The organism is Streptomyces sp. TRM49041 (assembly GCF_008271805.1).
Classification (GTDB): Bacteria; Actinomycetota; Actinomycetes; order Streptomycetales; family Streptomycetaceae; genus Streptomyces.
The window spans coordinates 118,836-131,409 of sequence record NZ_VSRY01000166.1 but is presented as its reverse complement, the minus strand read 5'-3'; the positions used below and the strand labels follow the sequence as shown (position 1 = coordinate 131,409).

The following is a 12,574-nucleotide window of genomic DNA, read 5'->3' as shown; positions in this document are numbered from 1 at the left end:
GAAGGCGAAGGGACAGGACGTGCGGCCTGCCGACATGGCGAGCGCTGCCGGGGCCGAGCCGCGCCCGAACGCCGCCCTGCGGACCGACGGCGGCGGGGAGAACGGCGGCCGGGCCGACGGCCCGGTCCCGGTGTTCTCCCCGGGCTCCGGTCCGGGCTCCGGGGAGCCGGACAACGACCGCCTCTCCGGTGACGAGCCGCTGCTCGCCGCGCGTGTGCACCGTCCTTCCGACCTGCTGCGCCTGCTCGTCGGCGTTCTCGCGATCGCGGTCGTCATCGCCATCGCAGCCTTCGCCAGCGGCACCACATCGGGTCTCGAACAGGACATCAGCAAGGGCACCGGCCAGGCTCCCGACGTGTTCGTCAAGGTCGCGGGTCTCGTCTCCAGCATCGCCGTGCTGCTGGTGCCCGTGGCGTTCGCGATCGAACGGCTGATCAAACGCGACGGCCTGCGTATCGCGGACGGCGTCCTCGCCGCCGTACTCGCGCACGGCGTGACCCTCGCCACCGACCTGTGGGTGGCCCGGGTGGCGCCCACCGCCATCCAGGACGCGCTCACGCAGCCGCAGAGCGGCGGCGGCCTGACCGACCCCGTCCACGGCTACCTGGCACCGGTCATCGCCTACATGTCGGCCGTCGGCATGGCGAGAAGACCGCGCTGGCGCTTCGTCCTGTGGGTGGTCCTGCTGCTCGACGCGTTCACCATGCTCGTGGCCGGCTACACGACGCCCCTCTCGATCATCCTGACCATCCTCATCGGCTGGACGGTCGCGTACGGCACCCTCTACACGGTCGGCGCCCCCAACGTCCGCCCCACCGGCCAGACGCTTCTGGCGGGCCTGCGCCACGTCGGGTTCCGCCCGGTCTCGGCGATGCGCACCGAGGGCCTGCCGGAGACCGCCGAACAGGGCGACCGGGGCCGCCGCTATCTGGTCACCCTGGAGGAGGGTTCGCCGCTCGACGTCACGGTCGTCGACCGGGAGCAGCAGGCGCACGGATTCTTCTACCGGCTGTGGCGCCGCATGACGCTGCGCGGCTTCACCACGCGCCGGTCCATCCAGTCGCTGCGCCAGACCCTGGAGCAGGAGGCGCTCCTCGCGTACGCGGCGATCGCGGCGGGTGCGAACGCGCCCAAGCTGATCGCCACCTCCGAGCTGGGCCCGGACGCCGTGATGCTGGTGTACGAGCACCGGGAAGGCCGTCCGCTGGACGCGCTGACGGACGAGGAGATCACCGACCAGGTGGTGCGCGGCTGCTGGGAGCAGGTCCGTGCGCTGCAGTCGCGGCGGATCGCGCACCGCAGGCTGACGGGCGACGCCCTGCTGGTGGATCGTTCCGGCAAACTGATCATCACAGATCTGCGGGGCGGGGAGATCGCCGCCGGTGATCTGGTCCTGCGGATGGACACGGCGCAGCTGCTGACCACGCTCGGCCTGCGGGTGGGCGCGGAACGGGCGGTCTCCGCCGCCGTGGAGGTACTCGGCCCCGACCGGGTCGCCGACTGTCTGCCGCTGCTCCAGCCGATCGCGCTCAGCCGGACGACCCGCGCCACCCTGCGCAAGCTCGCCCGCGAGCGGTCGCAGCGGGAGCGCGAGGCGGTACTGAAGGCGTCCGAGGCCGCCAAGGAGGCCCGCCTCGACGCGTCGCACGCGGCCGGCGAGGCGGGCTCCAAGGCCGAGCGCAAGGCGATGCGGGCGGAGAAGCAGGCCGAGAAGCGGGCGCTGGAGGACGCCCTGCACGAGGCCCGCGAGGAGGATCTGCTCGCTCAGATCCGCCGCCACGTGCTGCTGATCAGGCCGCAGGCCCCGGTGCAGCCGGTCCGCCTTGAGCGGATCAGGCCCCGTACGCTCATCAGCCTCATCGCGGGCGCCATCGCCGCGTACTTCCTGCTGTCGCAGATCGCCAGCATCCCGCTGTCGACGATCCGCGACGCGGACTGGCGCTGGGTCACCGCCGCGTTGATCTTCTCGGCGCTCAGCTATCTGGCGGCGGCCATGGCCCTGCTGGGCTTCGTGCCCGAGCGTGTCTCGTTCCTGCGGACGGTCGTCGCCCAGATCGCCGGTTCCTTCGTCAAGATCGTCGCACCGGCGGCGGTCGGCGGCGTGGCGCTCAACACCCGGTTCCTCCAGCGGTCCGGGGTACGCCCTGGGCTGGCGGTCTCGAGTGTCGGGGCGTCGCAGCTGTTCGGGCTCGGCGCGCACATCCTGCTGCTGCTCACCTTCGGCTATCTGACCGGCACGGAGCGGTCGCAGGACGACTTCACGCCGTCCCGTACGGTCATCGCGGGCCTGCTCACGATCGCCGTGCTCGTGCTGGTCGTCACGGCGATCCCGGCGCTGCGGAAGTTCGTGTCGACGCGGCTGCGCTCGCTGTTCGCCGGTGTGGTGCCGCGCATGCTGGACGTGCTGCAGCGCCCGGTGAAGCTGCTCACGGGCATCGGCGGGATGCTGCTCCTGACGTCGATGTTCGTGCTGTGTCTGGACGCGTCGGTCAGGGCGTTCACGGGCGGCGAGCAGCCGCTGAGCTACGCGAGCCTCGCCGTGGTGTTCCTGGCGGGCAACGCACTGGGCTCGGCCGCGCCCACCCCGGGCGGTGTCGGCGCCGTCGAGGGTGCGCTGCTGGCCGGTCTGGTGCTGGCCGGGGTGCCGAAGGAGGTCGCGGCGCCCGCGGTGCTGCTGTACCGGCTGCTGACACTGTGGCTGCCGGTGCTGCCGGGCTGGTTCTCGTTCAACTTCCTCACGCGAAAGGGCGCGCTCTAGCGCGGCAGCGCAGAAGCGCCGTAGCGCGGCAGCGGTTCGTCGCTTCATATGACGCCCGGCCGCATCCGCCAGGAGGATGCGCCGAAGCCGCTTGCATCTGCGATGCCCTCATGCCTACATTGCCGCATATGCGCTCCTACACCACTCAGCGAGCGGCCAAGCTGCTCGGCGTCAGCGCCGACACGGTGCGCCGCTGGGCGGACGCAGGCCGGCTGCCCACGCGCCGGGACGCGGCGGGCAGGCGGCTCGTCGACGGACCTGACCTGGCCGCGTTCGCGGTCGAGCTGGCCCATCAGGCCGACGAATCCGGCGATGTGCCGTACACCAGCGCGCGCAACGCGTTCGCGGGGATCGTCACCGCCGTGAAGCTCGGCGATGTGGCCGCGCAGGTGGAGATCCAGGCCGGTCCGCACCGGCTGGTGTCCCTGCTCACCCGGGAGGCGGTCGAGGAGCTCGGCCTGGAGGTGGGTGTCGAGGCGGTGGCACGGGTGAAGTCGACCAATGTCCACATCGACCGTGTCTGACGGCCCCGCGCGCCCCGCGCCCCGCGCCCCGCGTCTGAGCCGCAACCTGCGCCGTGTCGCGGGCTCCGTGCTCGCCGCGGCCCTGCTGCTGCCCCTGGCCGCCTGCGGCGGCCCCGGGCCCGACCGGGGCAGGGTGACCGTGCTGGCCGCCGCGTCCCTGACGGACGTGTTCGAGGGCATCGGGACCGCCTACGAGAAGGCGCACCCCGGCACCGAGATCGCCTTCTCCTTCGCCGGGTCCCAGGAACTGGCCTCGCAGGTACGCCAGGGAGTCCCGGCCGATGTCGTCGTCACCGCCGACACCCTGACCATGGACGGTCTGCGGAACGAGACCGGCGAGCCCGTCGTGATCGCCCGCAACCGGCTCACCATCGCCACGGCCAAGGGCAACCCCGAGAACATCACCGGCCTCGACGACCTCTCCCGGAGCGGGCTGAAAGTGGTGCTCGCCGCGCCCGAGGTGCCCGTCGGCCGCTACAGCAGGCAGATCCTCGACAAGGCGGGGGTGGCGGTGCGGCCCGTCTCGCAGGAGCCGAGCGTCCGCGCGGTGCTCAGCAAGGTTCAGCTCGGCGAGGCGGACGCCGGGCTCGTGTACGTGACCGACGCGGCCGCGGCGGGTGGCGGCGTGGACACCGTGGCCGTCCCGGACGCGCGGAACGCCGTCGCCTCCTACCCGGCGGCGACGCTCGACTCCGCCGCGGACGCGGAGGCCGCGCGGGCCTTCGTGGCGTGGCTGCGGTCGGCGGAGGCGCGGGAACTGCTGGCGGAGGCCGGGTTCGAGACGCCATGAGCACCACCCGGCGGGTGCCCGCCACGCTCGCCGTCCCCGCCCTGGTGGCGGTGGTGTTCCTGCTGCTGCCGCTCGCGGGTGTGCTGGCGCACGCCCCGTGGGGGACGCTCGCCGAGCGGCTGACCACGCCCGCCGTGCGTGAGGCGCTCGGGCTGTCGCTGGTGGTGTCCGCCTGGGCGCTGGTCCTGTCGCTGCTGCTCGGTGTACCGCTGGCGTGGGTGCTGGCGCGCGTGGACTTCCCGGGCAAGGCCCTGGTACGGGTCCTGGTGATGCTGCCGATGGTGCTGCCGCCCACCGTGGCGGGTGTGGCGCTGCTGCAGGGGTTCGGGCGGCGCGGGCTGCTGGGCGGGGTGCTCGCGGACTGGTTCGGGGTGACGCTGCCGTTCTCGACGGCGGGCGCGGTGGTGGCGGCGGCCTTCGTGTCCATGCCGTTCCTGGTGATCAGCCTGGAGGGTGCGCTGGCCGGGCTGCACCCGCGCTATGAGGAGACAGCGGCGTCGCTGGGTGCCGCGCCGTTGCGTACGTTCTTCACCGTGACCGTGCCGATGGTCGGGCCCGGGCTGGTGGCGGGGGCAGCGCTGTGCTGGGCCCGGGCACTGGGCGAGTTCGGCGCGACGATCACCTTCGCGGGCAATCTGCCGGGCACGACGCAGACCCTGCCCCTTCAGGTCTATCTGCTGCTCCAGAACGACCCCGAGGGCGCCGTCGCGGTGTCACTGCTCCTGCTCGTGGTCGCGACGGCGGTGCTGGTCGCGCTGCGGGGCCGCTGGCTGGGCGGGGCGGCGCGGACGGCCGGGGCCCGGGCTCCTGGAGGGCCGACGGGCGCGTCGGAACCCGACGCCGGCGGTACGGAGTACGTCCCCTCCCGGGCCGGCGGAGACGCGGACGGGGACACCGTGGCCCGCGGCGGTGCGACAGGCGCCGAGACGGCCGGCGGCGCCTCCGCCGGGGTGGGCGGGACGTACCCCGCCGGGGGCTCGTGGCCGCTGACGGCCGAGGTGACCGGGGCGACCGCTCTGGACCTCGACGTACCGGCCGGGACGACCGTCGCCGTCGTGGGGCCGAACGGCGCCGGCAAGACGACCCTGCTGCGCGCGTTGCTGGGCCTGACACCGCGCGCCACGGTGACGTCCCTGCGCCTCGACGGACGTGAGCTGGCCGGGGTGCCGCCGCACCGGCGGGGCATCGCGTGGGTGCCGCAGGACGGGGCGCTCTTCCCGCACCTGTCGGCGCTGGCGAACACCGCCTACGGGCTCCGCGCGCAGGGCGTCTCCCGGTCCCACGCGCGCGTGGAGGCCCAGAAACGGCTGGACCGACTCGGGGTGGGCCATCTCGCGCACCGCAGGCCCGGGGAGCTCTCGGGCGGCCAGGCCCAGCGGGTCGCCCTGGCCCGGGCGCTGGCCGCGCGGCCCCGGCTGCTGCTGCTCGACGAGCCGCTGGCGGCCCTGGACCAGACGACCCGCGCGCGCGTACGGCACGCGCTGAGGCAGCATCTGGCCGGGTTCCCCGGCGTATGCCTGATCGTCACGCACGACCCCGTGGAGGCCGTGTCGCTGGCCGACCGGGTCCTCGTACTGGAGGAGGGCGGCCTGGTGCAGTACGCCTCGCCCGCCGAGGTCGCCCGGCACCCGCGCTCGCCGTGGGTCGCGCGCATGCTGGGCCGCAACGCCTGGCCGGGCACCGTACGGGACGGCGGCCTGGACGTGGCGGGCGGCGCCCGGCTGGTGACGGCCGCGGACCCGTCGCCCGCCGAGGGCACGCCCGCTCTCGCGGTGGTCCCGCCCGAGGCGGTGTCCCTGCACGGGGTGCGCCCCTCGGGCAGCCCGCGCAACGTGTGGCGGGGCACCGTACGGGAGCTGACCGCGCACGGCGCACGGCTGCGGGTCCTCGTCTCCGGGGCCCCCGGGGCACCGGACGACGTGGTCGCCGAGGTGACCCCGGCGGCAGCGGCGGACCTGGGCCTGGTGGAGGACGCCGAGGTGTGGGTGAGCGTGAAGGCGACCGAAGTCACCGTCGTACCCCTGTAGCGCCGCTGCCCGACGGGCGGTCGGCCACCCGCATGGGTGCCGGTCGCGGTCGCCCCGGGTGCGCCGCGCGTGCCCCGCACCCACGATGGACCACATGCCGCCCACTCACGCCCCCTGGCGTACGACCGCCCCCCGGCGTACGTCGGGCTCCCGGCGTACGTCCGCCCGCCGGGGTACCGCCGTGCTCGCCGCCGCCGTCCTGCTCGCCGGGGCCGTGGCGGGCTGCTCGGACGACGGGGACGACGGCCGGGACAGGATGGCGGAGCTGGCCGCGCAGAAGCTGACCTGGCGCGGGTGCACCCCTCCCGCGGCCGCGGAGAGCGACGCGGCGGCACCGACGCCCCTGCCGGACGGTACCCAGTGGGAGTGCTCGTTCATGGACGTCCCACTCGACTACGCGGACCCCGGGGGCGACACCGTCGAGCTGGCTCTCATCCGCGCCAAGGCCCGCGACCAGTCCAACCGGATCGGCTCCCTCGTCTTCAACTTCGGCGGCCCGGGCGGCTCGGGCGTCACCGCCCTGCCGTCCTTCGCCGCGGACTACGAGAATCTGCGCTCCCGCTACGACCTGGTCAGCTTCGACCCGCGCGGGGTCGGCCAGAGCCAGGGTGTGGAGTGCCTGGGCGACCGCCAGGCACTCGACCGGTTCTTCGCCCAGGACGCGACCCCGGACAACGCCGCCGAGGAGGAGAACCTCCAGAACGAGCTGAAGAAGTACGCCGAAGCCTGCGAGGAGAACTCCGGCGAGATCCTGCCCTACGTCGGCACGGAGAACGCGGCCCGCGACATGGACCTGATGCGGCAGGTGCTCGGCGACGACAAGCTGTACTACTTCGGCATCTCCTACGGCACCGAACTCGGCGGCGTGTACGCGCATCTTTTCCCCCGCCGCGTGGGCCGGGCCGTGTTCGACGCGTCCGTCGACCCGCGCGACACCGCCGCGGAGGGCGCGCTCGGCCAGGCCGCGGGATTCCAGTTGGCGCTCCGCAACTTCGCGCAGGACTGCGTGGACCGGGGAGACGCCTGCGCGCTGCCCGGCAGCAGCCCCGCGGAGATCCAGCAGTTCGTCACCGACCTGCTGGAACGGCTCGACAAGCAGCCCATCGAGGGCATCGGCCAGCGCAAGCTGACCCAGACGCAGGCGGCCAACGGCATCGCCCAGGCCCTGTACTCGAAGGAGTTCTGGCCGTTCCTCGAACAGGGCCTCGACGAGGCGGACGGCGGGAACGGAGCGCTGCTCCTCGCCCTGTCGGACTCGATGAACGGCCGTGACGAGAACGGCCACTACAGCAATCTCCATGCGGCGAACGCGGCGGTCAACTGCGTCGACTACAAGCAGCGGTTCACGCGGGAGGAGGTGAAGGCGAGGCTGCCCGAGTTCCGCGAGGCGTCACCGGTGTTCGGCGACTTCCTCGGCTGGGGTCTGCTGGGCTGCAACCAGTGGCCGGTCCCGGGCACCTGGGAGCACCCGATCGTCAGCGCCCCCGGCGCGGCGCCCATCCTGGTGATCGGCAACACCGGCGACCCGGCCACGCCGTTCGAGGGCGCGAAGGCCATGGCGACGGCGCTGGGCGAAGACGTGGGCGTGACGCTGACGTACGAGGGCGAGGGGCATGGCGCGTACAACAGCAAAGACGCCTGTGTGCAGCGTGTCGTGGACGCGTACCTGCTGGACGGCAAGGTCCCGGCCTCGGGAACGGTGTGCCCATGAGTGGTTTTCCACAGGGTGCGCGGGCTGTCGGCGGCGCGCCATACGATGACGTTCGTCAGGTGGGGTGCCCGGTTCGTACGGGGCGGTTCTTGGGGGGACGGATGTCCAAGCGGGTGCGGGTCGTGGCGATGGCGGCCACAGCGGTCATGGCGGCCGGGCTGGTCACGGGTTGTCAGGACGACGGCGGCGGGGGCGGCGGCGGAGCGTCGCCGGGAGCCTCGGCGAGCGCTTTGCCCGGCAAGCCCGGCAGCTCACCGGGTATGCCGGCCCTGCCCGCGTCGCTCACGGGCCAGAAGCCGGACTGGCGGCCGTGCGAGGCGCCGGAGGGTGGCGCGGAGCCGGGGTCGGCGTGGCGGTGCGCGAGTGTCAAGGTGCCGCTGGACTACGCGAAGCCGGACGGCGAGACGCTGTCCATCGCGCTCGTCCGCAAGGAGGCCCACAAGCAGAGCGGGCGCATCGGCTCCCTGCTGTTCAACTTCGGCGGCCCGGGCGCCTCGGGCGTGGAGATACTGCCGGGCGCGGCCCGCGCGTACGACTCGCTCAACGCCCGCTACGACCTGGTCGGGTTCGATCCGCGTGGCGTCGGCGGGAGCTCCGCGGTCGTGTGCCGGTCCGACGAGGAGCAGGCCGCCTCGGAGGCGCGGGTCGACCTGACGCCGGACATGGCAGCCGAGGAGGCCGCCTATATGAAGAACGGCGCCGACTTCGGGGCCGGCTGCGCCCGGCGGTCGGGGAAGCTCATCGGCCATGTCACCACGAGCAACACGGCGCGTGATCTGGACCTGATCCGGCATGTGCTGGGCGACGGCAAGCTCAACTACTTCGGTATCTCCTACGGCACACAGCTGGGCGCGGCGTACGCGCACCTGTTCCCGAAGAACACCGGCTGGACGGTCCTGGACGCGGTGGTCGACCCGACCGTCGACTCCAAGGGCCACGCACGGCACCAGACGACCGGCTTCCAGCGGGCGCTGAACAACTACTTCGAGTCCACCGGCGAGGGCGCGGAGAAGGGCACCGCGCGCGTGGCCCGGCTGCTGAAGCGACTCGACGCACAGCCGCTGCCGACGAGCGGTGACCGGAAGCTGACCGAGAGTCTCGCGCTGACGGGCATCGTCCTGCCGCTGTACTCGGAGGGCAGCTGGCCGCTGCTGACGGAGGCGCTGCAGGAGGCGGAGGAAGGCCGGGGCGACGCCCTGCTGCGGCTCGCCGACATGTACAACGACCGGGACCCGGACGGGCACTACGGCACGGACAGCCACTCCCAGCGCGCGATCTCCTGCGCCGACAGCAACCAGCGGCCGACACTCGCCGAGGCGAAGGCGCTGCTCCCCGAGTTCCGCCGGATATCGCCCGTGTTCGGCGAGTTCCTGGCCTGGGACACAGCGGGCTGGTGCGCGGACTGGCCGGTGAAGGGCGAGTGGACGACGCAGGACGTGAGCGCGCCCGGCGCGGGTCCGATCCTGGTCATCGGTACGACGGGCGACCCCGCGACGCCGTACGAGGGCGCGCGGAAGATGGCGGACGGGCTCGGCGACGGCGTCGGCATCCTGATCACCAACAAGGGCGAGGGCCATGGCGCCTACGGCACGTCGTCCTGTGTGACGCGGACGGTGGACGACTATCTGCTGCGGGGCGAGGTCCCGTCGGACGGCACCACCTGCTCGTAGCCCCGGCCCCGTACACGGGAAGGGGGCCGGACCGAGCGGTCCGGCCCCCTGAGCCCGGGAGGGATGTCCGGTCAGTAGACCGGCTTGTGCGGCTCGATCTGGTTGACCCAGCCGATGACGCCGCCGCCGACGTGCACGGCGTCCGAGAAGCCCGCCGACTTCAGCACCGCGAGGACTTCCGCGCTGCGGACACCCGTCTTGCAATGCAAGACGATCTTCTTGTCCTGCGGGAGGTCCTGGAGGGCGGCGCCCATCAGGAAGTCGTTCTTCGGGATGAGCCGGGCACCGGGGATGGAGACGATCTCGTACTCGTTGACCTCACGGACATCGATGATGTCGATGTTCTCGCCGTCGTCGATCCACTCCTTGAGCTGCTTGGGAGTGATCGTGGAGCCGGCCGCCGCCTCCTGGGCCTCCTCGGACACGACGCCGCAGAACGCCTCGTAGTCGATGAGCTCGGTGACGGTGGGGTTCTCACCGCAGACCGCGCAGTTCGGGTCCTTGCGGACCTTGACCTGGCGGTACTGCATCTCCAGGGCGTCGTAGATCATCAGCCGGCCGACCAGCGGGTCGCCCACGCCGGCCAGGACCTTGATCGCCTCGGTGACCTGGATGGAGCCGATGGACGCGCAGAGCACGCCCAGCACGCCGCCCTCGGCGCAGGAGGGGACCATGCCCGGCGGCGGGGGCTCCGGGTAGAGGCAGCGGTAGCAGGGCCCGTACTCGGACCAGAAGACCGATGCCTGGCCGTCGAACCGGTAGATCGAGCCCCAGACGTACGGCTTGTTCAGCAGCACGCACGCGTCGTTGACCAGGTAGCGCGTCGCGAAGTTGTCCGTGCCGTCGACGATCAGGTCGTACTGGCTGAAGATGTCCATCACGTTGTCGGCTTCCAGCCGCTCCTCGTGAAGGATCACGTTCACATACGGGTTGATGCCCTTGACGCTGTCACGCGCGGACTCCGCCTTGGAGCGGCCGATGTCCGACTGGCTGTGGATGATCTGGCGCTGCAGGTTCGACTCGTCGACCTCGTCGAACTCCACGATGCCGAGCGTGCCGACGCCCGCCGCGGCCAGGTACATCAGGGCGGGCGAGCCGAGGCCGCCCGCGCCCACACACAGCACCTTGGCGTTCTTCAGCCGCTTCTGTCCGTCCATCCCGACGTCCGGGATGATCAGATGGCGGGAGTACCTGCGGACCTCGTCTACGGTGAGCTCGGCAGCCGGCTCGACCAGGGGTGGCAGCGACACGGGGACTCCGTTGGTCGTATGTCAGTACGGGACTACCCCCGCGCGGGCGGGGACTACATGTCCCGTAACACTGCCACGGCCCTCCTCATTCCGAGACACCTGGTCCGATCTGCGAGACGATTTCGTCCCAGTAGCCGGGCAGGGCCGCGAATGGACTGGTTTGTCCGGTGTGATCGGTGAAGAAGATCGTCGCGGCGCCCTGCCACCGCGCGATCCGCATGGCCTCCTCCAGATGCGTGCGCGGCACGCCGTGCACCAGGTGCACAAACCGCTCCGGCGGATGGTCGGCGGTCCACTCGGCCGCCTGTGACCAGCGGTATTCGGTCCAGGGGCCGGAGAAGGTGACCAGCTGATCGGCGATCTCCGCGTAGCCGGGGTGGGGGTGAGTGCCATGGCCGAGCACCAGATGGCAGCCGTCCGACTCGTCGAGGACCGTCTCCAGGGTCGCCGTGAGCCTTCGCACATCGGGCAGGTCTGCCCGCTCCATGGGACACCGGTCCAGGAAGTAGCCGTCCACGCGGTACCAGTCGAGATAGCGGTGGGCCTCGGAGACGCTGTCGCCGAAGGGGCGGGTGCCACCGCCCAGGTCGAGATGGCCGAGGACACGGACGCCCGCGTTCCGGAGCCGGCCGGCCACCTCCAGGCAGTGCGGGTCGGGCCGTACGCCCGGGCCGTTCGCGACATTGAGGACGGCCCAGTGCACGGGCGTGCCCGGCCGGGCCAGCTCGGCCCACTCCACGGGTGCCAGGAGTGGATGGGCGTAGCCGGGGATGCCGAACCCGATTCTGTCGGCACCGGTCGCGGACAGGTCGGTGCCGGTTCTGGTCAAATGCGGCATGCCGCCTCCATCCAGATATCCGCCAGTGACTCCTCCAGGTTGATGCGCGGACGCCAGCCGAGCCGGTCGCGGGCGGTGCGGACGTCGGCCTGCTGCCAGCTGCCGCAGCCGTCCGGGTACGGGTGGGGAGCGGCGGCGGAGAGGTGGTCGGACAGGGAGTCGGCACGCTGCGCCGCGATCGCGGGCCGCACGGGAGGGCCGTCCAGCTCGTGGAGGGCGCCCGTGTACCCGGCGACGCGCGCGAGGACGGCGGCCGCGTCGCGGAGCCGTACGGCCCGTCCGGTGCCGATGTTGACGACACCCTGCGCCGCCGACAGGGAAGCGGCGTGCACGGCGCGCGCCACGTCCCGTACGTCGACGAAGTCACGCTGTACGCCGAGGCCGCCGAGCTTCAGTTCGGCGTCGCCGGACTGCATGGCCCGGCGCATCGCCTCGGCGAGCCGGCCGAGCGGAGAGCCGGCCGGGGTGCCGGGGCCGACCGGCGAGAAGACCCGAAGGACGACGGCGTCCAGGCCGGAGCCGAGGACCAGTTCGGTCGCTGCGAGCTTGGACACGCCGTACGGGCCGCCCGGGCGGGGCACGGCGTCCTCAGCGGTCGACGAGCCGGGCTGCGACGGCCCGTACTCGGAGGCGCAGCCGACCTGGACCATGCGGGCGCCGCAGCGGCTGCGGCGCAGCGCCTCGCAGACGGTGGCGACGGCGACGGTGTTGTGCCGGGTCAGCTCCCGGGCGCCGCCGCGCGTGGCGCCCGCGCAGTTGATGACGACACCCGGATGGACGGCGTCCAGGAACCGGGTGAGCGCACCCGGGCTCCCGTTGGCGAGGTCGAAGCGCACGTCGGAGTCGTCGCGGCGGCCGAGGGCGGTGAGGTGCACCGCCGGGTCGGCGAGCAGCCGGTCGGCGACGAAGCGGCCGAGGAATCCGGTGGCGCCGAGCAGCAGCACCCTCATCGCGCGCCCCCTTCGCGCCGTCCGGCCGTTGCTGGGGATAGGGGGGTCATGGCGTG

9 protein-coding genes are annotated in these 12,574 nt (G+C 72.6%); 6 read left to right on the top strand and 3 right to left on the bottom strand.

What is annotated here, in order from left to right; genetic code table 11:
- Nucleotides 1-34 precede the first annotated feature (34 nt).
- The 6 genes from FVS66_RS29470 (at nt 35) to FVS66_RS29445 (ending at nt 9,480) form a co-directional block, all read left to right on the top strand.
- A complete protein-coding gene (locus FVS66_RS29470; protein WP_187645755.1) occupies nt 35-2,758 on the top strand; it encodes a flippase-like domain-containing protein in 2,724 nt (907 codons plus the stop codon).
- Between the two features lie 128 nt (nt 2,759-2,886).
- The gene (locus tag FVS66_RS29465) at nt 2,887-3,282 is read left to right on the top strand and encodes a helix-turn-helix transcriptional regulator (protein ID WP_149184291.1); all 396 of its coding nucleotides are present in this window, start codon (nt 2,887-2,889) and stop codon (nt 3,280-3,282) included.
- On the top strand, nt 3,275-4,072 hold the full coding sequence (gene modA / locus FVS66_RS29460) for a molybdate ABC transporter substrate-binding protein (RefSeq protein ID WP_262387284.1): 798 nt from the start codon (nt 3,275-3,277) through the stop codon (nt 4,070-4,072). Before FVS66_RS29465 ends, modA begins: the two co-directional genes overlap by 8 nt.
- Complete coding sequence (locus tag FVS66_RS29455; protein ID WP_149184290.1) at nt 4,069-6,099, top strand: ABC transporter permease; 2,031 nt, start codon at nt 4,069-4,071, stop codon at nt 6,097-6,099. The genes modA and FVS66_RS29455 overlap by 4 nt, the downstream gene beginning before the upstream one ends.
- Nucleotides 6,100-6,193: 94 nt before the next feature.
- Nucleotides 6,194-7,810 (top strand): alpha/beta hydrolase, encoded by a 1,617-nt coding sequence (locus tag FVS66_RS29450; RefSeq protein WP_187645746.1) that lies wholly within the window; start codon nt 6,194-6,196, stop codon nt 7,808-7,810.
- A gap of 101 nt (nt 7,811-7,911) precedes the next feature.
- Nucleotides 7,912-9,480, top strand: coding sequence for an alpha/beta hydrolase (locus FVS66_RS29445; RefSeq protein WP_149184288.1), 1,569 nt, complete (start codon nt 7,912-7,914; stop codon nt 9,478-9,480).
- A 71-nt stretch (nt 9,481-9,551) separates the two neighbouring features.
- Here FVS66_RS29445 and moeZ read toward each other — a convergent pair whose 3' ends face one another.
- The 3 genes from moeZ to FVS66_RS29430 all read right to left on the bottom strand — a co-directional run bounded on the left by moeZ (nt 9,552) and on the right by FVS66_RS29430 (nt 12,518).
- Nucleotides 9,552-10,730 carry an adenylyltransferase/sulfurtransferase MoeZ gene (gene moeZ / locus FVS66_RS29440; RefSeq protein WP_149184287.1) on the bottom strand — a complete coding sequence of 393 codons (1,179 nt, stop codon included), beginning with the start codon at nt 10,728-10,730 and terminating at the stop codon, nt 9,552-9,554.
- A gap of 85 nt (nt 10,731-10,815) precedes the next feature.
- Entirely contained in the window at nt 10,816-11,568 is a 753-nt protein-coding gene (locus FVS66_RS29435) for a spherulation-specific family 4 protein (protein ID WP_149184286.1), read from the bottom strand.
- Nucleotides 11,556-12,518, bottom strand: coding sequence for an NAD-dependent epimerase/dehydratase family protein (locus FVS66_RS29430; protein ID WP_149184285.1), 963 nt, complete (start codon nt 12,516-12,518; stop codon nt 11,556-11,558). The genes FVS66_RS29435 and FVS66_RS29430 overlap by 13 nt, the downstream gene beginning before the upstream one ends.
- Between the last annotated feature and the right edge of the window lie 56 nt (nt 12,519-12,574).

Coding starts and splice junctions, on each gene's coding strand:
- FVS66_RS29470 (WP_187645755.1), top strand. CDS start 35: ATGGCGAGCGCTGCCGGGGCCGAGCCGCGCCCGAACGCCGCCCTGCGG.
- FVS66_RS29455 (WP_149184290.1), top strand. CDS start 4,069: ATGAGCACCACCCGGCGGGTGCCCGCCACGCTCGCCGTCCCCGCCCTG.
- FVS66_RS29450 (WP_187645746.1), top strand. CDS start 6,194: ATGCCGCCCACTCACGCCCCCTGGCGTACGACCGCCCCCCGGCGTACG.
- FVS66_RS29445 (WP_149184288.1), top strand. CDS start 7,912: ATGTCCAAGCGGGTGCGGGTCGTGGCGATGGCGGCCACAGCGGTCATG.
- FVS66_RS29465 (WP_149184291.1), top strand. CDS start 2,887: ATGCGCTCCTACACCACTCAGCGAGCGGCCAAGCTGCTCGGCGTCAGC.
- FVS66_RS29435 (WP_149184286.1), bottom strand. CDS start 11,568: ATGCCGCATTTGACCAGAACCGGCACCGACCTGTCCGCGACCGGTGCC.
- FVS66_RS29430 (WP_149184285.1), bottom strand. CDS start 12,518: ATGAGGGTGCTGCTGCTCGGCGCCACCGGATTCCTCGGCCGCTTCGTC.